Raw genomic sequence first — 23,207 nt, 5'->3', positions numbered from 1 at the left:
CCACAATCCTGCCATATTATTGAATAACAACAATTCTTTTAGAAAGAGATACGTTTGTAGGCTTGCATCATGTTTTGGTTGTGTTGGTCAGATCCGTCGACATTTCCACTTTTGAAAACAGGGGGCGTTTCTCCGATTTCCTCGATTCTCTCAATCGTTTTTGTCATAAGTTCGTGTAAAATTCCCGCTCCTACTACAGAAGAAACGGGTGAATAAGATCGAGCTCCCTTTTGCATGATCGTATCCCCCACAGGAACTTCCATGTCGATGACATCATCTACGACATCCTCAAGTCTCTGGTTGCTGCTGTGACGTGAAGGTTGACTTTGTGAATAACAGAGTGAGGTCAACGCCACGGTGTACAAACCTAATTCCCTACAGTAAATGGCTGTTTCTATAGGGGCTGGATTTCGACCAGAAGTAGAAATAATCAGGACCGCATCTTTTTTCTGCAAATCTTCCTTTTCCAAATACTGCTGAACCACTCCAGGTTTACGTTCACTTTCACTGGCCTGCCTTGCTCCTTGATGTAGCATCAATTCTTCGATCCATATTGGATGTACAGGTACAAGTCCTCCCGCCCGGTAAAAAACGTCCTGAGCGAGTAAACTGGAATGGCCACAACCAAATGTATGGATGATTCCTCCTGCTTGAATGATTCGGGAGAGGTTTTTACTAATTTTAACGAAGTTATGGAACTGGGAAGATTCAATCTCCAACAATTTCTGGGAAACTTTTGTTAAATAGCTCATCTCGGACTCCTTATCGGTCAATATCTGTGATGAATTTATACCGATCGGCACGGTAGGTAGATTTAACGACCTCAAACGGAACACTTTGAGCAAGAAAACTTTTCCGTTCGATATGAAGTACCGGCGAATGAGGAGAAATGTTCAAGTATTCAGCTTCTTCTTCATCTGCTGCACGTGCCTCGATAATCTGGCGTGCTTGACTAATGGCCATGCCTAAATCGTGCTCTACATATTGATAAATAGACCCATGCACAATATCTTCGGTTAAATGCGGCAGCAATTCCTGAGGCATAAAAGTAGTTTCGATTGCCATTGGTTTGTCGTCTGCGATCCTTATTCGCTGGATACAGTACACTTTTCCCTCCTCGCTTAAATCCAGTTTTTTACGGACGTCTCTTGGTGCTTCAATGACATCAAAGGCCAGCAGTAGGCTGCTCGATGTCATTCCTCTCCGCTTCATATCTTCCGTAAAACTTGTCAAACCTTTAAGCGGCTGTTCGATTTTCTTTTCTGCGACATACGTCCCTTTTCCCTTTTCACGATAAAGGACACCTGCGTTCACTAAATTCGTCACTGCCTGTCTTACGGTCATGCGACTGACTTCAAAACGCTCGGAAAGCTCACGCTCGGACGGAATCATTTTACCGACCTCAAACTCTTTTTCTTCTATTTTTTGTTTCAAGTACTCTTCAATCTGATAATACAGTGGTAACGGAACGTTTTTCTTTAACAAAGGATTCATCCTTTCCGTTGGACTTTCTTATACGCATCCTCATCAACAATTAAAGTAAGGTCATCATGGTTTTTCAGTGAAGAAGCAGGAAACTGTTCGTCAGGCTCACCATGAATCAGTTGGCAAATGGCGTCCGCTTTTCGTTCACCGGAAGCCAACAGAATGATTTTTTTACTTTTCATTATGGAACGGATGCCCATCGTAATCGCCTTCGTCGGTACATCTTCCATAGATTCAAAGAAACGGGCATTGGCTTCTCTTGTTGAATGTGTCAAGTGCACAATATGGGTCTCACTATCAAAGGAAGTGCCTGGTTCATTAAAACCGATGTGGCCATTTTCTCCAATCCCGAGAAGCTGTAAATCAGGGGGGCCGACCGTGTCAATCACTTCTTCATAACGTCTGCATTCTTGTTCCAACCCTTCTGTTTTTCCATAAGGGATGTACGTGTTCTTTTTATCAATGTTGATAAACTGAAAGAAGTTTTGATTCATAAAATAGCGGTAGCTCTGATGGTGCTCGGGGTCCAGACCAACGTATTCATCTAAATTGATCGTAGATAAAAAACGGTAATCCGCACGCCCCTCCTTATAACTCCTAATTAATTCTTTGTAGGTACCAAGAGGTGTTCCGCCTGTAGCTAAGCCTAGCACAGCATCAGGCTTCTTTGTAATTTGTTCTTCAATCATCTGGGAAGCCGCCTGACTCATTTCCTTATAATCCTTTGCAACGATGATGTTCATGATGCTTCCCCCTTACCATTATAACTGATGACTCCACGGCAAATCGTTGTCATCACGCAACCCTCTTCATCCAAAAGGACGAGGTCTGCATCTTTCCCTTTCGTAATACTCCCTTTTCGGTCATATACCCCAAGCTCATGAGCTGCATTGGCAGAGGTCATTTTAACCAATTCATTGAGATCAACACCGGCAAAGGTGCGCATTTTCCGAGCTGCCTCTTCTAAGGTTAATATACTGCCCGCAAGTGTACCGTCAGAGAGGCGGGCTTCTCCATGATTCACCGTCACATCCTGTCCGGCAAGATCATAGGTGCCAGCAGGAAGGCATTTGGCCCTCATTGCATCTGTAATTAGGATCGTTCGGTCACTTCCAAGGATCTGATAGGCTAATCGGACCGCTTCCGGATGGATGTGGATGTGATCGACAATCATCTCAACAAGAAGCTCCGGGTTCGTAAAAGCAGCACCAACCAAGCCCGGTTCCCTGTGGTGCAGACCACTCATTTGATTATATAAATGTGTCACATGGCTTGCCCCTTTTTCAACCGCATCATTCGCTTCGGCCAAGGTGGCTTCGCTATGTCCCAAAGAACAGATGACTCCTTTTTTCCTAACCTCTTCAATAAATGGAAGAGCTCCTTCCAATTCAGGAGCTAAGGTTACGAGTTTGATCTGTTGTTGACTTTCGTTTTGCCATTGTTCAAAAAGGTCGAGAGATGGTTCAGTAATATGCTCCACAGGCTGAGCCCCAGCTTTGGATGGTGAAATAAAGGGACCTTCAAGGTGTATTCCAAGAACTTCTGCTTGCCCATCTCTTTGCTGTTTTTCTATATACGTCCCTGCATTTATGACTGCTTTAGAAATCCTCTCTCTTGATTGCGTCATCGTTGTGGCCAAAAAACTCGTTGTCCCTTCCTTAGGGAGCTGAGCCGCCACCCCTTGTAAAGCTTCCATCGTAGCGTCCATGACGTCATGACCATTCGCCCCATGGATGTGTACGTCAATGAAGCCTGGAAGAAGTGTAAGGTTTCTGCCTGTCCCATCAATGACAGAATCCCCATCCTTAACCACGAAGCCTTCATGAATTTCTTTTATTCTCCCATCGCTAACTGTTACAGATCCAGAGGGGATCGTCCCGTTTTCCGTCACAACGGTTACATTTGCAATCACCAGATCACTCATTTCCTTTGCCTCCTTCCTCTACTCTCATTATCCCTTTTTGTCCTTTTTCCAGATATCCATTTTTCAAAAGTTCCACCGTTGCTCCTTCAGCATTCGTGAAGATGAATGGTGTCACTACAGAAGGCGCATTCGTTTTGACAAAATCAAGGTCCACACGCAGCAATGGCGTTCCTTGTTCCACCTTCTGTCCAGACTCAACTAGGGCTTCAAACCCATCTCCATCAAGCTTGACCGTATCCAAACCAACGTGAATCAGCATTTCCAATCCATTCTCAAGCTCAAGACCGATGGCATGCTTCGTAGGGAAAACTTGAAGGACTTTCCCGTTCACAGGTGAATGGAATGTTTCCTCAGACGGATCAATGGCAAAGCCTGGCCCCATCATTCCTTGGGCAAAAACTTCATCTGGGACTTCAGAGAGAGGAAGTACGTTTCCATTCAACGGCATTTGAAAATCTTCTTCTTTTACTTTCCTTGATGGAACCTTTTCTGCTTCTTGTTCTACAGGTGGGACTTTTTCATCCTGTACACCTTCAGGAACGTGATGACCATGTTCCATCTGTTTTTTCATCGCATCAGCGACAAACTCAACAGAAGTACCTACAATCACTTGAAGGTTTCTTTTTCCTAGTTTCATGACTCCACGGGCACCTTGACGCTTCAACTCTTTTTCATCGACTTTCTCTCGGTCTCTCATTTCAAGACGGAGACGAGTGGTGCAATAATCCAATGTTTCAATATTTTCAGGTCCACCTAACGCATGTAGATAGTGGTAAGCTTTCGCATCATAATCACTGCTTTCTGTTTCTGTGGACCCCTCTTCAATTTCCTCATCTTCTCTCCCTGGTGTTTTCAAATCCAGTTTGACAATAAGGAAATAGAAAATCACGAAATAAATCGCTCCCATAAACAATCCGATTAAAATCAAAGTAAATGGATTTTGTGCAATATTGTAGTTCAGTAAATAGTCAATCAATCCAGCCGAAAAACCGAAACCATGTCTGACATCAAACACAAAAGCAAGAATCATCGACACACCGGTTAGTAAGGAGTGAACGACATATAAAAGTGGAGAAAGGAACATGAAAGAAAATTCGATCGGCTCGGTAACCCCTGTAATAAAAGAGGTCAAACCGATACTCAAAAACATTCCTCCGACTGCTGCTTTTCTCTCTTTTTTTGCTGCCGCATACATAGCTAGACATGCAGCCGGCAGACCGAACATCATGACAGGGAAAAAGCCAGCCAGGAAGTAACCTGCAGAAGGGTCACCATTTAGGAAACGATTGATTTCCCCGCGCACAACCTCTCCAGCCTCTGTCGTGAATGTACCGAAATCAAACCAGATCAAAGCATTCATTACGTGGTGTAAACCTACCGGAATAAGCAGACGGTTCAGCACGCCATAGACACCTACTCCAAGTTCTCCCCCGTTCAAAATCCAGTTGGCCGTAGAATCAAGAACGGCTTGTGGATACACCCATACATATCCGAAAACAAAGGAAAGCACGACCATAACTGCTGAGGTGATGATCGGAACAAAGCGTTTGCCTCCGAAGAAAGAAAGGAAGTCCGGGAACTTTACATCATTGTACTTGTTGTACAACATTCCCGCGATGACACCAGCTATCACACCGGCAAAAACCCCCATATCCACATCCTTATTTATAGCCTCTATTCCACCATCAAGGACCAAATAACCAATAGCACCTGCTAGAGCAGCCGCTCCATTCCCATCTTTCGCAAACCCCATCGCAATACCGATGGCAAATATAAGAGCCAAATTTCCGAGAATTCCGTTACCGGCTGCCGTAATAAAAGGAATATCCAACATATCTTCCATCCCTAAACGGACAAGCAAAGCCGCAGCCGGCAATGTAGCGATCGGAAACATTAATGATTTACCTATTCGTTGTAAAAAACTTAGCATCGTCGATAGCCTCCTTCAAATTGAAAACGTTTTACTGAAGTCATCTTATCACCATGGTTTATAGTTGTCTATACCAGTTAATAATGTTTGAATATTCTATTAGATTTCAAGGGTATGATCCATCTCTTCATTTTCTACACCTTTCCATAATTTAACCCTCTTAAAGAAAATGGAAGGATTGTGAAAGACTCGATTTCGTGATGTTTTGGGGTTCGTTGCTGAGTTGCGCGTCAGGGGTGGTTGGGAAGCGGACCCACATACACAGTAGGAGCATCTTCCAAAACTACAGATTTCTAGTTGAAAAGGGCTCTATAGAAAGCTTCAGAATACAAGTGCTCCTGTCTTAAGAGTGAATTCACCAACTTCTATTACGCTCGAAAGTTGCTTATTTTGGGAGTATTTTCGAGACACTAAAATGGTTAAGGGGCGGAGGGGAATGGCGAGACTCCTGCGGGAAAAAAGTGCATGGTGAGACCCCACAGGACGCAGTCCGAGGAGGCTCACCGCGCTCCCGCGGAAAGCGAGCTATTCTCCGCAGCCCCATTCACTCAACAAAAGTCTCCAAACTGAGCCTTCCACACTCGGGAGCTTATGTGGGATTTGGGAGAATGGAAAAACCGCCCTGAGTGAGGGCGGTTTGGTTAGAAGGTGACTTTGTAGGTTCTGAGCCAGTGGTCAATCTGGCAAAGATGAGCAATGAGCTGCGGCCCTGTCATAAGCTGACCGAACCAAGGCGTATCAATCGACTTCCCTTCCGAATCATTTAGCTTCCGCACTTGATCACGATCAAAAATATCAAACAGAGGCGCATTCGGATCCGCAAGCGTCTCTTCCATCCACATACAAACAGCTTTTGTATAGTCAGGGTGGAAGGTTTTCGGATACGGGTTCTTTTTCCGGAAGAGTACTTTATCCGGCAAAATCCCTCGCAACGCCTGACGCAGGAGACCTTTCTCCTGATCATTATGAAACTTCATGCTCCATGGCACATTCCATACATATTCAACAAGACGATGATCGCTGAATGGTACACGTACCTCAAGACTCGCCCCCATACTCATCCGGTCTTTCCGCTCCAGCAAGGTCTGCATAAACCAGTTCATATTCAAGTAAGACATTTGTCTGTGCTTCTTACTATCTTCATCCTCACCTGCAAGCAGCGGTGTTTCTGCAACGGTTTCCTGATATCGTTTCAACATATACCATTCAATATCAATATCCCTTTTTAAGTCTTGACGGACAAGGCTAACCCTCTCATTGAGAGAGCGAATCCAAGGAAACCCTTTTCTCTCTTTATCTTCTTTCCGGTAAAACCAAGGGTACCCTCCAAAGATTTCATCTGCACATTCCCCGGAAAGGGCAACAGTCACATGGTTTTTAATTTCCTCACAAAACCACAATAAAGATGAATCCACGTCCGCCATTCCGGGCAGATCCCGGAGTTCCACCGCCCGCTTCAAACGCGAAACAAGGTCCTCCGTCCTCGCTTCCATAACGGAGTGTTTTGTTTGATTTTGGGCACTGACAAGATTGATGAACGCCTCATCCCGATCTGGTTGAAATGCATTCTTTTTGAAAAATTTCTCTTGGTCTTTATAGTCGATGGAAAACGTCTGCAGTGCGCCTAATTGATCTTGTTTATATTTTTCAGCGGCCACGGCCGTGATGGCACTAGAATCGACACCTCCAGATAAAAATGTTCCAAGTTTCACGTCAGAAACGAGCTGACGCTGCGAAGCATCCATAAATAATTCGCGTACGCGCGCAACCGTCTCATCAAATGAATCTTCATGTGGAGCACTCTCTACGTTCCAATACCTGTCGATCTTTAATTTCCCATTTTCAAAGACAGCTCGATGACCAGGGCGAATTTCATTGATTTCCTGAAAAATTCCCTCCCCTGGAGTTCTCGACGGCCCCAAAGATAAGAGTTCATGGAGACCATTACTGTCTACTGCAGATGAAACCTCAGGATGGGCTAATAAGGCTTTCATTTCAGAGGCAAACATGACCCCGTCCCCTCTGTCACTGTAAAAAAGCGGCTTGACCCCCAAACGGTCACGGGCTAGAAAAAGCCGTTCTCGCTTTTTCTCCCAAACACTGAACGCAAAGATGCCATTCATATAGTCAACACATGCGGGTCCCCATTCCATGTAACTGACGAGGACCACTTCGGTGTCTGAATGGGATTGGAACGTCCATCCTTTTGCCTTCAGTTGGCCTCTGACATCATCTGTATTGTAAAGCTCTCCGTTATAGCATAAAATGTATTCTTCATCCCTGGCCTTGCGGATCATCGGTTGTTTACCTCCGGCAGGGTCTACAACAATCAAACGTTGGTGACCGAACGCAGCCGGACCCTCGATCCATTTCTGGTAATCATCAGGCCCGCGGTGCTGCAACGTGGTTGCCATCCGATCCAATATCGAAGCCTTTTCCTCTGTTTTATGTGCTGCATCGATCCATCCGACAATTCCACACATCTAGCCTCACCATCCTTTTTCAGTACGAAATGCGCAAGTCACGCTCCAGCGCTGGATTTTTACATAAAAAAACCATCATGACTCACTATATGATGGCATCGTTCCCCTTATGAGACCCTCCTGTACTATTAAAGATAATGGCAGGATTGTGTAAGACTCAGTTTCGAGACTTTTGTTGAGTGGATGGGGCTGCGGGGAATAACTCGCTTTCCGCGGGAGCGCGGTGAGCCTCCTCGGACTGCGTCCTGTGGGGTCTCACCATGCCCTTTTTTCCCGCAGGAGTCTCGCCATTCCCCTCCGCCCCTTGGCTATATCATTTTCTCGAAACCACTTCTTGGCAACTACTTATTTTGAGAATGAAAGCTTGATGTAGAGCGCTTTTTGCTTCTAACATTGGGATAGTAGAAGACAATCCAACTTGTTGAAGGGGTACGTTTCTCACATACAATGAATGGGGTGGTTGGGAAGCTGCGAGACTCCCGTGGGAGAAAGGAGATAGGCGAGATCCCGCAGGACGAAGTCCGAGGAAGCTCGGCGCTCCCCCACAGGAAAGCGAGTGGCTTCCCAACCACCCCTGACTCCAAATACGGCAAACGAACCCCGGTTATCTCGAAACTGAGTCTTCCACAATCGGGAGCTTTTCTCAAATAGAGAAAAAAGTACGAGAAAAGTGTTGACATATAAAATGAGAATGATTATCATTGTAATTGATAATAGTTATCACCGTTATCCCCCCAAATAACGGACGAACATCAGACACAAAAACAAAGCCCCCTTTTTTTCGATATTAAAAAGCTGCATGCGATCGTCGCATGCAGCTTTATTTTTATGCTGGCAGAATTCCAGCTGGTAAGAAACCAAACCCAAGGACGATGGCGATGATCCCAGCGATGACAAGCTGAGCCCACCAGGTGCCTGTTGGTTTCTTCTTCTTGTATTTAACGGATACCATTTCCATGGAAGCGATGACCCATAGACCAACGAGCAGTTTAATGATCACAAGCGGGCCGTATTCGGCGTAACTTGCAAAAAGTGAACCACCGGAATAAAGAATAAGCAAATAAAAAAGACGAAGAATCATGTGAGAGATCTTTGCCGCTTTTTCACTGCCTTTACGGGTAAACATGGTTACAAGACCGACAAGTACGAATGCGATGACCCATGAAGTAATATGTAAGTGCGCCATATTTTGTTATCCTCCTTTTCATATGAATCTACGGTTATGATACCACGACTGTTGCGCATATTCCTATCATTTTGATGTTGGCTTCATTTTCTAAATTATAAGAAAATAAGAACCAAACCTGTTATAATGATGAAAGACTGAAATGAAAATGGAGGGATTGCATGTCTGTAATTAGTAGTCAGAACATTATTGATCAAACCCAGGAATATGGTGCAAAGAACTATCATCCACTTCCGATTGTCATTGCTAAAGCGGAAGGTGTATGGGTAGAGGATCCTGAGGGAAATCGTTATATGGATATGTTAAGCGCTTACTCTGCCGTCAATCAGGGGCATCGGCACCCAAGAATCATCCAGGCGCTGACCGATCAGGCGAACCGTGTAACCTTGACTTCCCGCGCCTTTCATAACGACCAGCTTGGTCCCTGGTATGAGAAAATTTGTAAGCTGACGAATAAAGAGATGGCTCTTCCAATGAACACAGGGGCTGAGGCGGTCGAAACAGCCATTAAGGCGGCACGACGCTGGGCTTATGATGTTAAAAAAGTGGAAGAAGACCAAGCGGAAATCATCGCTTGTACAGGAAACTTTCACGGCCGGACAATGACGGCTGTTTCCCTTTCTTCTGAAAAAGAATACAAACGCGGCTTCGGACCAATGCTTCCAGGCATTAAACTCGTCCCATACGGAGATATTGATGCCCTGAAAGAAGCGATCACAGAAAATACGGCCGGGTTTATGCTTGAGCCAATCCAGGGAGAAGCCGGCATTGTTATGCCACCGGAAGGCTTCCTTAAAGAAGCCTATGATGTGTGTAAAGAAAACAATGTGTTGTTCATTGCTGATGAAATACAGGCAGGACTTGGGCGCAGTGGTAAGATGTTTGCTTGTGATTGGGAAAATGTCAGTCCAGACATGCTCATTCTCGGTAAAGCTCTAGGCGGCGGCGTCTTCCCGATCTCCTGTGTGGTTGCAAACAGGGAAGTGCTCGGTGTCTTCAATCCAGGTTCCCATGGTTCCACTTTCGGTGGTAACCCACTTGCCTGCGCCGTTTCAGTGGCCTCCCTTGAAGTGATTGAAGAAGAAAAACTGGCAGAACGGTCGCTTGAACTTGGAAACTATATGATGCAGGAGCTCAAATCGATCAACAACCCGAAAATTAAAGAGGTGCGCGGAAAAGGTCTCTTTATCGGTGTGGAAATGACAGAACCAGCCCGCAAGTATTGTGAAGAATTAAAAGAAAAAGGACTGCTCTGTAAAGAAACACATGAAAATGTGATTCGTTTTGCTCCTCCTCTCGTTATTGAGCAGGATGACCTGGACTGGGCCATCAGTCAAATTAAAGCAGTTTTAAGCTAAGTATGATAAAAGACGGCAGACCCAGTGGGCTGCCGTCTTCGTTATTTAAGAGAGGCGATTTTCTTTTGTTTCCAGGGGGCAAGAACAATGTCCACCTCCCGCTCTTCTCTCCGTTCCCAAAACGTCCCTGTGTTTTCTTCAATATAATACCTTCCGAGGCCAATATCCACTTGATATTGCTGAAGTGAAGGATCAGACCATTGATATTTAGAAGAAAGAACCACTTGATTCCCCTCTGTTTCAGGCCACAGAGTGGAGGCTTCTACAAGCTCATAGATTTCCTCGTCATTCTCTTCGAGCAGCAAAAACACTTTTTCTCCTCGATTCAAAGGTTCTTCAATCATCCATTTCTCTTCAGGAATTTGTTCAATCGCATAGTCCAACCTGACAAAATCCCCGTAAAAAGGATCACGCGGGTCGACGGGTGTCGTCTTCAGTGTAATCGTCTGTCCCCAGCTATCCATTGCATAGTAAGAGGCGGACATGAGAAGAAGAAACAAGAGTTGCAGAGTGACAAGTCCATAAAACCACCAGCGCTGCTTCATTTCTCTTCCCCTCCTTTATGGATGGTGCGCCGTTTTTTCTCAAGGAAATAACTGAGCGCAAACAATAAAGCGCCGCCGATCAAGAAGAACAATGAACGATCCATGAAATCCCAGGCGAGCTGAAAATAAGCTATAAACGTAGTCAGAAGAAAAGCGATCGTCCCTTTGTTGACCCACCTTGACACTTCCTGCTGGTAACCTGAGATCAACCACAGAAGTGCATAAAGAAACAAGATGAGGAGGGAAAGCATGTCGCCGGATTCAAATCGGAAGACGGGTACAAACAAAAGCAAATCGATCCAGTAGTAGTTGGTCGAACTCATGGCAGACCTTACCACAGAGAAGAAGAACAGAATGGCCCAGGCAAGGAAGAAATAAAGCGAGGTCTCCGTCAGTTCACCGACGTATTCGTTTCCGAGGAAAAAGACTTGCAAAACCAACATGGTGAAAACAGACAAAATGCTAAGCGTTTTAAATACGCGCACATTCCCTTTTTCAAGGAGGAAATCCTCCACTACATAAAGCAGTAAGAAAAACGCAATCAACCAATAGTAAGGCATTCCTTCACTAAAGACAAGAATGACAGCGTGAAGCGTATAACTCACTCCAAATGCGGCTAATTGAGTCACTTTCCGTGAACTCAATACGAACCATCCCAACCCCAGAATGAATAGAAGGGCAAGCCATATGTGGAAGTGTTGAAAAACAAGTCCGCTGTACAGCTGTCCGACCGTCATAATCACAAGTGTCGCGTAAAAAAATGAATCGTCCTTAAAAATGAGAAACAAACCAAAAGCAACGATCGACCATAAGAAGAATGGAAAAGCACTATACGATGTATAGTGATACATTTGACCGACTAGAAAAATACTGGAACCAAAGATCAGAAGGGCAATCAGGATGAGACTGGTGCCGACACGTTTGGATTTTTTCCTGTACACCCAATCTCCGCTCAAATAAAAGGCCGTCAATGAAGCAAGAAGAATCACCATTCTCCCAAGATCCGTCAAATACGACCAGTTTGATGCGACGAAAGTCAAAAACGCAAGACCTATGAAAAGAGCTGCAAAAGTAAGCAGCACGGGTTTGTTTTGTTTTTTAGGATAGCGTTCCAGCAACTGCTCGCGTTGACCTTCACTGATAATCGCATTTTCTACCCATTTCTTGCTTTCTTTAACGAGGTGATCACGATTCAAGACAACTGCCCCTTTCTCTTATGAAGCCGCCTCACTTTTTCTTTTCAGTGGCTGTTTCTTCCCGTATGTCAACGTCCGCCATAACCATTCCAACGGGCCATAACGGAACTTCTTCAACCAGGCCTTGCTCGCAAAAACTTGACCAGTAAAGATAACCATAACGATGAGCAAGCTTCCAATCGGTGGGACATCACCATATAGTCCAAAACCGACGGAATAAAAAAGGATAAAGCTGATCAGGGACTGCAAAATGTAATTTGACAAAGACATCCGGCCGACCCATGTTAAAGGATAAACGATACGGGCACCAATTGATGTCTGGAACAATAGAGTAATAGATAAGACATAAAAAACAGCGGACGCTGAACCACCGATACTATCCTGGGCCAGCTGGAACCATTCCGGGCTTCCGAATAGATGCGGACCTGCTTTGAAAATGAGGAACAATAGACCTGTCAGCACCCATACGTTTTTAATCGAACGCAAATGGTGATTCGGTTTATGAAGCCATTGCTTTCGGCAAAAATACATGCCGAATAAAAACATCGGAATTAAACTCAAAGCGAGAAATGGAAGGTTTCCCCATTGATTGGCATATACCCAATCCGCTAAGTTTTGACGCCATATATCAAGGAGAGATCCGCTTCCATAGTTCACCAGGGCTTCCTGAATCGCCGGCCGGTTCACGATGCCCTGCACCTGATCTCTGACCATGTACAGTGAAAAAGTCAGCGGCAGTACAAGGAAAGCAAGCATCCCGAACGCCCAACTTAACAGCGTTTTATCTTTCACATTGAAAAATGCCAAAAGCACACAACCCATCACGCCGTAAGAAAGCAGAATATCGCCATGCCAGATAAGGAACGCATGAATGAGACCGAATCCAGTAAGTACAAGGAGACGCCTGAAAATCACACTCTGGTATGAAATCTGCTTTTCAACGAGACGGTCCTTCATCATTTGTATGCCAAATCCAAACATGAAGGAAAACAGCGTATAGAAACTTGCTTGGAAAAAAATATCAATAAAATTTTGCACGTTATGACTGAGAGACGATGGCCAAAACTCCGCTGCTCCTCCATACAAAAAATATGGAGCATTGAAAGCGGGCACATTGACCATAAAGATTCCAAGAATCGCAAGCCCCCTGGCCGCATCGATCCAGTCGAGCCTTTCTGATTCGCGGAGAGGTGAACCTTTCTTTTTCATATGTATTCCCCCTATGATAGTTATTTTACTTTTCTTACGTCATTTAGACAATGAAGTTTCATAAACTGTAGAAAGGAGTTTTTCGTTATGCCAGCAAAAGTCGGAGCCGTTAAAGTGATTTCTCTCTCGTCTTCGAGCATCTTCAATATCGGTGATGTGTACAATATGGCTCCCTATGCTTCTGCAAAGACCTTTGCTGGAGGCGGGTCTTTTAATACTGGTGACGGCATTCGGATCAGACTGAATCGAGCGGATACGTTTATCAACGATTCGGAAGTTATTGATCAGCCGATTGCCAATAATGCGTAGGAGGTTTTTCTATGAATCTCACCGTTCATCAATCGATCTACATCCATTTCTTAAGAATCGGTACGGTTGCAAATTCCTCTGTCGTCCAAATCGGAAGTTCAGGAGTCATTCAGGCAAAAGCTGATCTCTATAACTCAGGGGGGTACGTCGAGCCTGCACCGGAAGCCCAGCCACAGGATGGAGAAATTCTCATACCAGAACCTGGCGCTGGCACGCTTGTTCCACTTTCCATAACATAGATGTCCCCCTTTTTTCATAAAGATAGGATAGGGGGTGAGCGGACTTGAACCAATATCAATCCTGGCAGTCATGGATCCAGCAAATGATGAATCAAATGGAACAACAGCAGAAAATGATCAATCAATTGCAAAAGAAAATCGAGGAGCTTCAATCGGTCGAACACCCACCGAGGACGGTTATTGAGAAAATTGAATACAAATTTGATCAACTGAAAATCGAGACGCTCGAAGGAACCCTGCAGATTGGTCTTACTCCGAACGGATCCGAGATGTCCGATATCGGTGACCTTTACAACAATCAAAATCAAAATAAACAAATTCCTCAAACCGATGATCAGGCCTTACATTTTCTACAGGAGTATATGACATCCGATGTTCCTGGGTGGATGAACCAATACGTCCGAGATCATGACATTGAGGTTAGTGATAAACATAAAGAGCGCATGATCGCAGATATCCGAAAACAACTGCCTCAACGACTTGAGTTTTATCGAAATGAGAATCCAGAGGCGCCGCCAGAAACCCTGTTCCATCAAATTCAAACGGAAATTCAACACTCCATTGCCCAGTATTTTGAAACTTTTGAAGGAGATGGTGAGGCATGAACCATATCGTTCACAACTACGGCCTGCATGTCGGAAATATCCGTGTGACAGGCGTTTCAGGTTCTTCTTTATTTTTAATTGGTGACAACAAGACCGTTCGCTTACAGTCTTTTTTTGATACGCCTCCAGAATCATTGATCGTAAGGACGCAGGGGCCGGTTGTAGAAGAAGGCAATATCAGCATTGAGCAAAATGTCGGAAGAAAAAATAATAAAAATGATTAAACGGATGGTTTATGTGGATGAAATTGAAACCCAGTCTTTGGCGATCGGCTCCGTAATGGAAATTGGAGACGTTCACCGCGCCGCCCCTTTCTCAAGAATCTTAGCGGTACAAAAAGAAGGTGGCGTAGAGTCTGATGTTTATGACTTTGACGACTACTCTATTTTCTCTATGAAAAGCTCACCTCCCCTTCCTCCTGTCCAAGTGGAGTCATTCCATTATCACCACCGTCCCATCCAGATTGACCAAGTACGAGTCCTCGGTGTATCGACAGCGGGGACTTTTCAAGTAGGTGGGGTGGACCATGTCGATGCCCTCAACTATACGAAGCACTTCCGCGACCTCCAAGATGAAGAACAATAAATGCCCAACTTGCATACGTTGTAAATATAATGCTTAAATCGCACCAAAAAGGAGGCGATTGCGATGCCGGCTATTGTCGGACCCATCAGTATTAACAGTGTAGGGGGTGGTGTCGTTAACTTCGGAGACTCCTTCTACCTGTCACCGAAAGCTACCTCTAAAACGAATGCCGGATCAGGAGCACTGAACACTGGAAACTGGATTATTACAAACAATGGACTCAGCTCTACGAACCCGTTTGATCCTGACGTTGCAGATCAAAATCTTACTGCGAATGCTTAGAGGTACTGAAGCGCACTGGATCGTCAGGGCGCTTTTTTGCTCTTTAATTGACCGTTTTGGGTTAAGTCACTTTTCCTCGGCGTTCGGACACTTTCCTCTCACGTTAAGTCACTTTGGTCTGCGGTAGGGCGCTTTCCCTCACGTTAAGTCCCTATCCCACGGCGTTAAGTCACTTTCCACGATCGGGTTAGGAAAATAGGCAGCTCCTCACCCTTATCAAAAAAAGAAACCGGACACGTGTCCGGTTTCTTCATTTTCTTTTTCTTCGATTCGATTTTCTTGTTGATATTTTCTTCTCTGGATCCTGTTTCTTCACCCAGCGTAAATACTTCTGCATATCCGGATGATCTTTTAAACGTTCTACACTATGGTAAAAGGCTGCCAGTTCTTCGTTTGTGAATAATGCGTGAATCTGACGGTGACAGGCACTGCACAGCATCGCTGTGGGACCCTCCACACCTCCGAATTGTTTCGGAATCAAGTGATGTTCTGTCGTTTTGACCGGAGAACGGGCGCATAGATCACAGGTTTCTCCCATGTGTATCGACCTCCACCATGATGGATCCCTCGAAGAAATATAAACAACTCTTGCGAACAGGCTGCTTCCAAATCTTTTCAAGTGCGGTTTGGTACAAGCTTAATTGCGTGCGGTACCTATCCGCCAACTTTGATGCTGCATCCTCTGTACCTTCAGGTATCGCATCGGATTTATAATCTAGAATCATCCAGCCGTCTTCATATGGAATCATAGCGTCAATGACACCCTGAATGAAGACTTGCTCCTCTGTCGATTCTTCCCAGTCCGCATAAACTTCATCGGCGGGCAAAGTCAGACTGAATGGAACTTCGCGTTCAATCTGATCTGTTTGCAATACATACTTCCCTATATCGGTTTCGAAGAAGTCCGCGACGGCTTGAGAATCGATCACATCCGCTTCTTCGCGCCGGAGCACTTCTTTTAGAACCAAGTGCTCCACGTACTCTTCCACTTCGTCTCTCGTCCATTTTTTTGTAAAGGGCAAGTGTTGCATGACGGTGTGCATCGCAGTTCCGCGTTCCGCTGCAGTCAGTTGTTTTTCCTCCTGCATAAAACGAGGGCGCTTGACGATGGGCGCACGGTAAGGAACGAGCAGCTGGTCGCTTGAGTATTCGTCTTTCGTCTCACGTTGCCGTTTAATTTCGGTAACGGTCTGCTTGGCGCGGGTATGGGCCGCCTTTTCATGTGGGTAAACAAAGTCGAGGCGCTTCACATACGCTTCATCCACTGCTTCAGGGACCTCGACCGGTTTCCATTCCTCAACCGCCTGCTGCAACTGTTCATCCCGCTTTTCTTTCACTTCATCAAGGATACTAAATTCACTTCCGTGAGCAATGTGCACCCGCCACTGAGATTCGTCATAGTGAATTTCCTCAGCCGTCATCACTTCCACATCACCACGAAGGTCGATCGTGTTCTGGTGACGAATTAACGCGGGGCCGACCCAATCGAGGTAAGACTTTGCCTCCAGGCGGTCGTGAGGCGGAAGCACCCAGTCACGGGCATCTGCAAAGTTCTGCCACTTCTCCTGTTTCTTCTCAAAAGAGGCGACATTGCCCACCATGACGAGTTTCTCCTTCGCTCTTGTCAAAGCTACATACAACACTCTCATTTCCTCCGCTAAGAGCTCACGGCGTTTGGCTTCTTTCAATGCGTGATAGGCAAGCGTCGGGTACATGATCCTTTTTTCCGGATTGATGTAACGGGAACCGAATCCATAATCTTTATGCAGTAAGTATCGGTTCTTCAAGTCCATCATATTGAACTGCTTGTCCATAGCTCCAAGAATGACGACAGGGAACTCAAGCCCCTTACTCTTGTGAATCGTCATGATCCGGACAACATCTTCCTGCTCACCAAGAGCACGGGCCGCTCCGAGGTCATCCCCTCTTTCTTCCATCCGCTCAATAAAACGAAGGAAGCGGAACAACCCACGGAAAGAGGTGGCTTCATAAGAGCGCGCACGGTCGTACAAAGCTCTCAAGTTCGCTTGACGCTGACGCCCTCCCGGCATTCCACCGACAAAGTCGTAGTAGCCCGTTTCACGGAAAATATCCCAAATGAGTTCAGACAAAGCCCCTTGACGCGCCCGTTCCCGAAAGCTTTTCAACAATCCAAGGAACTCGTCCACTTTCCGCCCTAAATTATCCTTCGCTGCATAAGCCTGCATGGCTTCATAATAGGTTGCCCGCTTCTTCGCGAGACGAATTTGTGCAAGCTCATCTTCATCAAGACCAACGATCGGCGATTTGAGTACAGATGCGAGCGGGATATCCTGCATCGGGTTATCGATCACTTTGAGTAGACTGAGCATCACTTTAATTTCAATAGCTTTGAAATATCCCGTCGAGAGCTCTGCATAAATCGGAATGCCTTGCTGCTTCAGTTCGTCCACGATGGTCGATGCCCACGTCATCGAACGCATCAGGATGACGATGTCCCTATATTGTAATGGACGCTTCGTTCCGGTTTCTTTATCCACGACTTGGAGTGGTTCTCCCCCTTCATATCCGAGCCATTTGCGAATCATTTTTCCATAGGCGCGGGCTTCGAGCTGGGCTTTTTCCAAATCTTTATAAGCCTCATCCTCGTCGCTGTCGCTTTCCTGTGACTCCCGGTCGATAAGGAAAAGCTCCGCGTCGGCATCATCAGCCGTTAGTTCATCATAAATTTTGTTGCTGTAAATGAGCTCCGCATCCTTTTCATACTCCATCTCCCCAACTTCTTCATCAAGCACTTGGCGGAAGATATAGTTCGTCGCATCGAGCACCTGTTTTCGGCTCCGGAAGTTACGGGCAAGATCAATCCGCTCTCCATCATTTTCTTCATTCCCATAAAGTTTGTACTTGTTTAAAAACAAGGAAGGTTCTGCATGTCGGAACCGGTAGATGCTCTGCTTCACATCTCCGACCATAAATAGGTGTCCTGCATCTTTTCCTTCCGTTAAGAGACGAAGTAACGTTTCCTGTACGAGGTTCGTATCTTGATATTCATCGATCAACACCTCTGAAAACTGCTTCTGAAAACTTTCCGCCACAGGGGAAGGCACTAGGTCCACAGGAGTCGCTGTTTCATCAAGTAAAATGTGCAGGCAATAGTGCTCCAAGTCAGAGAAGTCAACGATCGCTTTTTCTTTCTTCAGCTGCTCGTACCGCTCCTTAAAGTCTTTCACGATGACGGCGAGCTGTTCCATGACGGGATGCAGGTCCTGCATATCTTTCAAGTAGCTTTCGAGCGAACGAGAGAACCATTCATCACGGACCTCATTCCAACGTTTCTTATAACGGTCGCGAATTTTTTTGGCCTGTTCTTTTTTATCTGCATCACAATCCATCTTCTTGCGGGATAACGTGGCAAATTTCTGATCAGCCATAAATCTCTGCATTTCCGACCATGAGTAAGCAATCGCCCCTTTGGCCTGTTGAATCAGCTCAAGGTCCGATTCTGCTGTTTCCGCATAAGCATAGGGGCCGTCCGGTTCTCGTGTGAGTTCCAACACTTGCTGTGCTTCTGTTTCCATTGCCTTCAGCTGACTTTTCACCTCTTGTTTCAGCAGGTTGAGCCATGGCAGGTCCGTCTCACTTTCGACATGGGTCACATTGTACATCTCTACCATTTGATCAATCCAGGCATCCGGCCAAGGGTTTTGTGTAGCGAACGTGTACAAGTCGAGCACCAGTTTCTCTACATCCAAGTCACTCCGGTCGCTTGAAAACCGTTCAACCACATCAAAAAAGCGTTGCTGCTCTTCGCCTTCTTTTCCGTACCAGTCCTCAAACAGCTCTTCAAGCACCTCCTGCTGAATCAAATCCGATTCAACCGTATCCGCAATCCGGAAGCCAGGGTCTAGATCAAGCAAGTAGGCATAGCGACGCACCACTTCCATACAGAACGAGTGGAGCGTGGAGATGGAAGCGTTTTGCAGCAAGGATAGCTGTTTTTTCAAATGATGGGAACCTGGATTTTCTTCTAAAGCCTTCGCCAATGCCTGTCCTACACGGTTTCTCATTTCTTGTGCCGCGGCATTTGTGAACGTCACCACAAGCAGGGAGTCAATATCGACAGGGTCATCTTTATGAAGGAGTTTTTGAATAATCCGCTCTACAAGAACCGCTGTCTTCCCTGAACCCGCAGCCGCAGCTACGAGGATGTTCGATCCATGCGAATAAATCGCCCTCTCCTGTTCTTTTGTCCAACTGACCATTACGCATCCTCCTTCCCTTTCGTCAGTCTCTCCAGGACATCTTCATCCTTCATGTCCTGGAGTTTCCGATAGTTGTGTTCTTCCAGTGTCGGGTCAAACTGACAGACGGACCGGTATGAACAAAACTCGCAGGCGACCTGCTGTTTTTTCTGAAACGGGTCAAGATCGACCGCCCCATCCGTAATTCTCGTCCCCGCTTCTGTCATCAACCCGCGGATGTACTGTTTCAATTGTTCAAAACGCTCTTCATCCGCTGTTTTTGAACTCTTATAAAATCCACCCTTCGCTTTCAAAGCGGCCGGCACGATTTGGCTGTATCCTTTATCAAGACCAGTATCCATCATCTGAACGACACGTTCATTTTCTAAAAGCAGGCCCTGCATTTTGAACTTCTTGAAAATCTCTTCTTCAATCTGCTCATCTTTAAGAAGCTGTTTTCCTGTAATCATCGGGTTGTGCACATGGAAATAAAGCACGCCTCCAGGGGACGCATTCTTTCCGAGCCAATGCTCAGCGTTCGTCAGCACAACATCTAAATAAGCGAGCATCTGTAGCGACAAACCATAGAAGACATCAACGAGACTCAAGCCCTTGCTACTTGATTTGTAATCAATGATTCTTAAAAATAGATCTTCTTCTGAAAGAGCTTTATCTACACGGTCGATACGCCCGCGAAGCATGAGTTCATACCCATTCGGCAAGTCGAAAGACAATGGTGGAAGTTTCGCATCCCCCCCGGTCCCGAAGCCTAGTTCCAGACCGACAGGAGAAAACTGACTACTCCTTGCCTGCTCACTAAGGACAAACGTTGCTCGTGCAATGACCTGCTGCAGTTTCTTCTGGATATATTGATAGCGGTTCGAACTTTTCAAGATTTGATTTTGTAGTATTGGTGCCAGTTCATTGGTCGCTTTTTCTGCATAGAGGTTGGTTTCCTGACGTCCCAGTTGAGAAAAGTCACGTCCTTCAGCCTGAACCCATTCCGTAATCTGCTTAAGCGCTTCGTGGAAAAGCTGGCCAATGTCAGGGGCATCCAACTTGTAAGTCCTTCGTTCCTCAAGCCCCAGGCTGTGCTGGGCGAAATACTGATACGAACAGCGGTGATACGTTTCCAGTCGTGAAACACTCGTTTTCACCTGCTTATCGAACAACTGCCCTGTCGTTTCTTTGGAAAGAGGCACCGGTTTATTTTTGTAAAAAAGACTCTGCAATACACGGTTCGTCAATCCATGGGAAGACTCGTGCTCGATATACCAGTTCAGCAATTCCCACCAGACCGGCTGCATCAAATAACCTTTCAAATACCGGGCAAACTGCGAGGTGAGTGCCGACCGTGTCTTTTGCGGATTCGTAATGAACCGCTCCGCATCGTACAAATCATCAGGATCCTGCAAAAGCACATGCTCCCTCGTATTCGGGAACAATTCCTCGATCCGTTGGATGAGCGTCGCCGGAACCTTAGACTTTCCTTCCTCATTACTGAGCGGATAGCTGATCCACAATTTATCGGCAGGCATTGTAAGAGCCAAGTACACATAAAAACGATCATCCAGCAGCTGACGATTGCTGCCATCCGCAAGTTGAATGCCGTGCTCCGCAAGCAAGGAACGCTCCTGTTCAGAAATCATGCCATCACTTGGCGGCTTCATCGGCCACATCCCATCGGTGACACCGAGAAGAAAGGACGCTTTGATGCCCGTCATTCTTGAACGGTCAACACTTCCGACGATGACATGGTCCATGCTTGGCGGAACGTGGGCGAACGTCAATGATTCCAAGCCACTGTCAATCGTACTGCGAAAAACTTGGAGTGACATTTTTTCGTCGCCGGCCATTTCCACCATTTCATCGAGCAGTAGCAGGAAATCATCCCATACTTGCGCCTGTTCCCGCCCGCGCTCAATGTCTCCTTTTTCATCATAAAACGTACGCCACGACTCAAGCTGATCCGGAACACGCAAACCTTCCAACCATGAGTAAATGACTCGTGCACGCTCTTCAATCGTCTTGGCTGTTCTTAACTCCTCATCAAATGGCTTGAGCGCTTGGCGCACTTGTTCACGGTACGCATTGATCCGCGCTTGTTTCGCTTTTTCTTCATCCGTCTGTGCGGACTGTTCAAATCCACGAAAACGCTGATAAACCCAGGGCTCATTTGAAAACCATTGACTGCGCGCCCGTATGCCGTACTCAAGCACGTAATTTTCCAGTTCGTCAATCGCATCTTCATTCAATGGATACTTGCGGTCTGTCGCTGGAATAAAACCGGTTTTTAACAGTCGAAAAACAGCATCATAACGGAAATTCCCTTCTACGACATCGAGTCCAGATCGGACGAGTTCAATCATCGGATGGTTGAGCATCGTCCTTTTTTCATCGATAAATACAGGAATATTGTAATCATCAAAGAGCGTTTCAATCAGACTATGATAAACGTCCGGCTCACGCATCAGAATGGCCATATCCTTATAACGGTAGCCTTCATCACGAACAAGATGAAGAATTTCCTGCGCGACCCCTTCAACTTCTGCACGAGGGTGGACCGCTTCTGCAATCTGAATCGGCACTTCTCCTTCAAACGGGTCCGCTGGTCGTACATCATAGTACTTTTCCAAATGAAGAAATGCGGGTTGGTCTTTCATCCGGCCCGACGTATGGTCGAGCACCTCCGTATCTTCCAAACGGACACCTGCTTCCTCAGCCACCTTTTTCAGATCAAGGTACGTTTGTTTCGTTTCATGAAACAGATCCAGCTCAGGATTCTCTTCTCCTGCCGGTTCTTCTGTCGTCAACGTGATATGAACCTTCTTCACCTTTCTCAACAGGGTTTCAATGACTTGATACTCCTGAGGCGTGAAGCTGTGAAACCCGTCAATGTACACTTCTGCTCCTTCTAAAAAAGAAGCCTCAGGAATTTTGCTGGCAAGAAGCTGGAGCTGATCCTCACTATCTATGTATTGATCTTTCAACGCATCAACAAGACGATCATAAATGTATGTCATATCATCCAGCTTGTCTCTCAAACCCTGTTCCTGACTCGTGGTGTGAACGAACTGATCAAGCGCGTCCATCTGTGCTTGAAGGTCCTCGGGTGTAATGCGGTAACGCTTGAACTCTGTGATCATCCCCTCCAGCTGTTCAATGAACCCCTGTTTCTCAACCGCTTTTTGAAAAACACGCCAATCAGACGTTCGTTCCTCCACGATTTTACGCAGCATCATCTGAACCCCTGTAGACGTGATGAACTTCTTCGTCCCCCCTCCGGTTTCCTGAAGCACTCTCCAGGCCAGCCTTGAAAAACTGAAGACTTGGGCACGAATCGATCCTTCTACTCCCTCTCTTTTCAGAAGGCCGTATTCCTGTTGGAAAGTCATCTGGTCCGGCACGATATAAATAATCGCTGGTCCTCGTGGGTCTTCTTTTAACTTTGCTTCTATTTCATTTAAGCAACGTGTACTTTTTCCTGCTCCTGAACGACCGAGCAAAAAACGCAGTCCCATACCGACCGCTCCTTTCTTTCTCATTCTGTTTATATTTTATCATTTTTGCACCATTTATGATGCTCTCCCGCTCTTCCACAATCGCTCCCTATTCTTGAAGACTGACAGATAGTTGAATAACGATAGACAT

Annotated in this window: 20 protein-coding genes; 7 read left to right on the top strand and 13 right to left on the bottom strand. The window is 45.9% G+C overall.

What is annotated here, in order from left to right:
- Nucleotides 1-38: 38 nt before the first annotated feature.
- The 7 genes from ACJA3J_RS06480 to ACJA3J_RS06450 form a co-directional block, all read right to left on the bottom strand.
- A complete protein-coding gene (locus tag ACJA3J_RS06480; protein WP_089654255.1) occupies nt 39-752 on the bottom strand; it encodes a sugar isomerase domain-containing protein in 714 nt (237 codons plus the stop codon).
- 10 nt (nt 753-762) lie between these two features.
- Nucleotides 763-1,485: a GntR family transcriptional regulator gene (locus ACJA3J_RS06475; protein WP_089654273.1), complete on the bottom strand. Its 723-nt coding sequence runs from the start codon at nt 1,483-1,485 to the stop codon at nt 763-765.
- A gap of 5 nt (nt 1,486-1,490) precedes the next feature.
- Nucleotides 1,491-2,228: a glucosamine-6-phosphate deaminase gene (gene nagB, locus ACJA3J_RS06470; RefSeq protein WP_089654254.1), complete on the bottom strand. Its 738-nt coding sequence runs from the start codon at nt 2,226-2,228 to the stop codon at nt 1,491-1,493.
- Nucleotides 2,225-3,409: an N-acetylglucosamine-6-phosphate deacetylase gene (gene nagA / locus ACJA3J_RS06465; RefSeq protein ID WP_089654253.1), complete on the bottom strand. Its 1,185-nt coding sequence runs from the start codon at nt 3,407-3,409 to the stop codon at nt 2,225-2,227. Before nagA ends, nagB begins: the two co-directional genes overlap by 4 nt.
- Nucleotides 3,402-5,339 carry an N-acetylglucosamine-specific PTS transporter subunit IIBC gene (nagE, locus tag ACJA3J_RS06460; RefSeq protein ID WP_089654252.1) on the bottom strand — a complete coding sequence of 646 codons (1,938 nt, stop codon included), beginning with the start codon at nt 5,337-5,339 and terminating at the stop codon, nt 3,402-3,404. Before nagE ends, nagA begins: the two co-directional genes overlap by 8 nt.
- A gap of 641 nt (nt 5,340-5,980) precedes the next feature.
- Nucleotides 5,981-7,822 carry an asparagine synthase (glutamine-hydrolyzing) gene (gene asnB / locus ACJA3J_RS06455; protein ID WP_406945819.1) on the bottom strand — a complete coding sequence of 614 codons (1,842 nt, stop codon included), beginning with the start codon at nt 7,820-7,822 and terminating at the stop codon, nt 5,981-5,983.
- Between the two features lie 826 nt (nt 7,823-8,648).
- Nucleotides 8,649-9,008, bottom strand: coding sequence for a YisL family protein (locus ACJA3J_RS06450; RefSeq protein ID WP_115893816.1), 360 nt, complete (start codon nt 9,006-9,008; stop codon nt 8,649-8,651).
- Nucleotides 9,009-9,169: 161 nt separating this feature from the next.
- On the opposite strand from ACJA3J_RS06450, the gene ACJA3J_RS06445 reads away from it, so the two are divergent.
- Nucleotides 9,170-10,366 (top strand): ornithine--oxo-acid transaminase, encoded by a 1,197-nt coding sequence (locus tag ACJA3J_RS06445; protein WP_089654248.1) that lies wholly within the window; start codon nt 9,170-9,172, stop codon nt 10,364-10,366.
- Between the two features lie 41 nt (nt 10,367-10,407).
- Here ACJA3J_RS06445 and ACJA3J_RS06440 read toward each other — a convergent pair whose 3' ends face one another.
- The 3 genes from ACJA3J_RS06440 to ACJA3J_RS06430 are packed head-to-tail and all read right to left on the bottom strand — an operon-like array spanning nt 10,408 to nt 13,316.
- Nucleotides 10,408-10,911 carry a GDYXXLXY domain-containing protein gene (locus tag ACJA3J_RS06440; protein WP_406945818.1) on the bottom strand — a complete coding sequence of 168 codons (504 nt, stop codon included), beginning with the start codon at nt 10,909-10,911 and terminating at the stop codon, nt 10,408-10,410.
- The gene (locus ACJA3J_RS06435; protein WP_089654246.1) at nt 10,908-12,107 is read right to left on the bottom strand and encodes a DUF2157 domain-containing protein; all 1,200 of its coding nucleotides are present in this window, start codon (nt 12,105-12,107) and stop codon (nt 10,908-10,910) included. Before ACJA3J_RS06435 ends, ACJA3J_RS06440 begins: the two co-directional genes overlap by 4 nt.
- Before the next feature lie 18 nt (nt 12,108-12,125).
- A complete protein-coding gene (locus tag ACJA3J_RS06430) occupies nt 12,126-13,316 on the bottom strand; it encodes a DUF418 domain-containing protein (protein WP_406945817.1) in 1,191 nt (396 codons plus the stop codon).
- An 87-nt stretch (nt 13,317-13,403) separates the two neighbouring features.
- Here ACJA3J_RS06430 and ACJA3J_RS06425 point away from each other — a divergent pair, with 87 nt between their 5' ends.
- The 6 genes from ACJA3J_RS06425 (at nt 13,404) to ACJA3J_RS06400 (ending at nt 15,336) form a co-directional block, all read left to right on the top strand.
- Nucleotides 13,404-13,625 carry a spore germination protein gene (locus ACJA3J_RS06425; RefSeq protein ID WP_089654244.1) on the top strand — a complete coding sequence of 74 codons (222 nt, stop codon included), beginning with the start codon at nt 13,404-13,406 and terminating at the stop codon, nt 13,623-13,625.
- An 11-nt stretch (nt 13,626-13,636) separates the two neighbouring features.
- Nucleotides 13,637-13,864, top strand: a complete 228-nt coding sequence (locus ACJA3J_RS06420) for a spore germination protein GerPB (protein WP_089654243.1) — start codon at nt 13,637-13,639, stop codon at nt 13,862-13,864.
- Between the two features lie 44 nt (nt 13,865-13,908).
- The gene (gene gerPC / locus ACJA3J_RS06415) at nt 13,909-14,469 is read left to right on the top strand and encodes a spore germination protein GerPC (RefSeq protein ID WP_115893818.1); all 561 of its coding nucleotides are present in this window, start codon (nt 13,909-13,911) and stop codon (nt 14,467-14,469) included.
- Nucleotides 14,466-14,693 (top strand): spore gernimation protein GerPD, encoded by a 228-nt coding sequence (locus tag ACJA3J_RS06410; protein WP_115893819.1) that lies wholly within the window; start codon nt 14,466-14,468, stop codon nt 14,691-14,693. The genes gerPC and ACJA3J_RS06410 overlap by 4 nt, the downstream gene beginning before the upstream one ends.
- Nucleotides 14,662-15,054 carry a spore germination protein GerPE gene (locus tag ACJA3J_RS06405; protein ID WP_244157263.1) on the top strand — a complete coding sequence of 131 codons (393 nt, stop codon included), beginning with the start codon at nt 14,662-14,664 and terminating at the stop codon, nt 15,052-15,054. Before ACJA3J_RS06410 ends, ACJA3J_RS06405 begins: the two co-directional genes overlap by 32 nt.
- Nucleotides 15,055-15,117: 63 nt before the next feature.
- Complete coding sequence (locus ACJA3J_RS06400) at nt 15,118-15,336, top strand: spore germination protein (protein WP_089654239.1); 219 nt, start codon at nt 15,118-15,120, stop codon at nt 15,334-15,336.
- 250 nt (nt 15,337-15,586) lie between these two features.
- On the opposite strand, the gene ACJA3J_RS06395 is transcribed toward ACJA3J_RS06400, so the two are convergent.
- From ACJA3J_RS06395 to addB, 3 genes are read right to left on the bottom strand one after another with little or no spacing between them, the layout of a single operon-like run.
- On the bottom strand, nt 15,587-15,874 hold the full coding sequence (locus ACJA3J_RS06395) for an HNH endonuclease (RefSeq protein WP_089654238.1): 288 nt from the start codon (nt 15,872-15,874) through the stop codon (nt 15,587-15,589).
- A complete protein-coding gene (gene addA, locus ACJA3J_RS06390; protein ID WP_406945816.1) occupies nt 15,858-19,577 on the bottom strand; it encodes a helicase-exonuclease AddAB subunit AddA in 3,720 nt (1,239 codons plus the stop codon). The genes ACJA3J_RS06395 and addA overlap by 17 nt, the downstream gene beginning before the upstream one ends.
- Nucleotides 19,577-23,077, bottom strand: coding sequence for a helicase-exonuclease AddAB subunit AddB (addB, locus tag ACJA3J_RS06385; protein WP_406945815.1), 3,501 nt, complete (start codon nt 23,075-23,077; stop codon nt 19,577-19,579). Before addB ends, addA begins: the two co-directional genes overlap by 1 nt.
- Nucleotides 23,078-23,207: the final 130 nt, after the last annotated feature.

The sequence above is a fragment of the Halobacillus sp. SY10 genome, assembly GCF_045401165.1.
Lineage (GTDB): Bacteria > Bacillota > Bacilli > Bacillales > Halobacillaceae > Halobacillus > Halobacillus aidingensis.
This window is presented reverse-complemented; position numbering and strand designations above follow the sequence as displayed.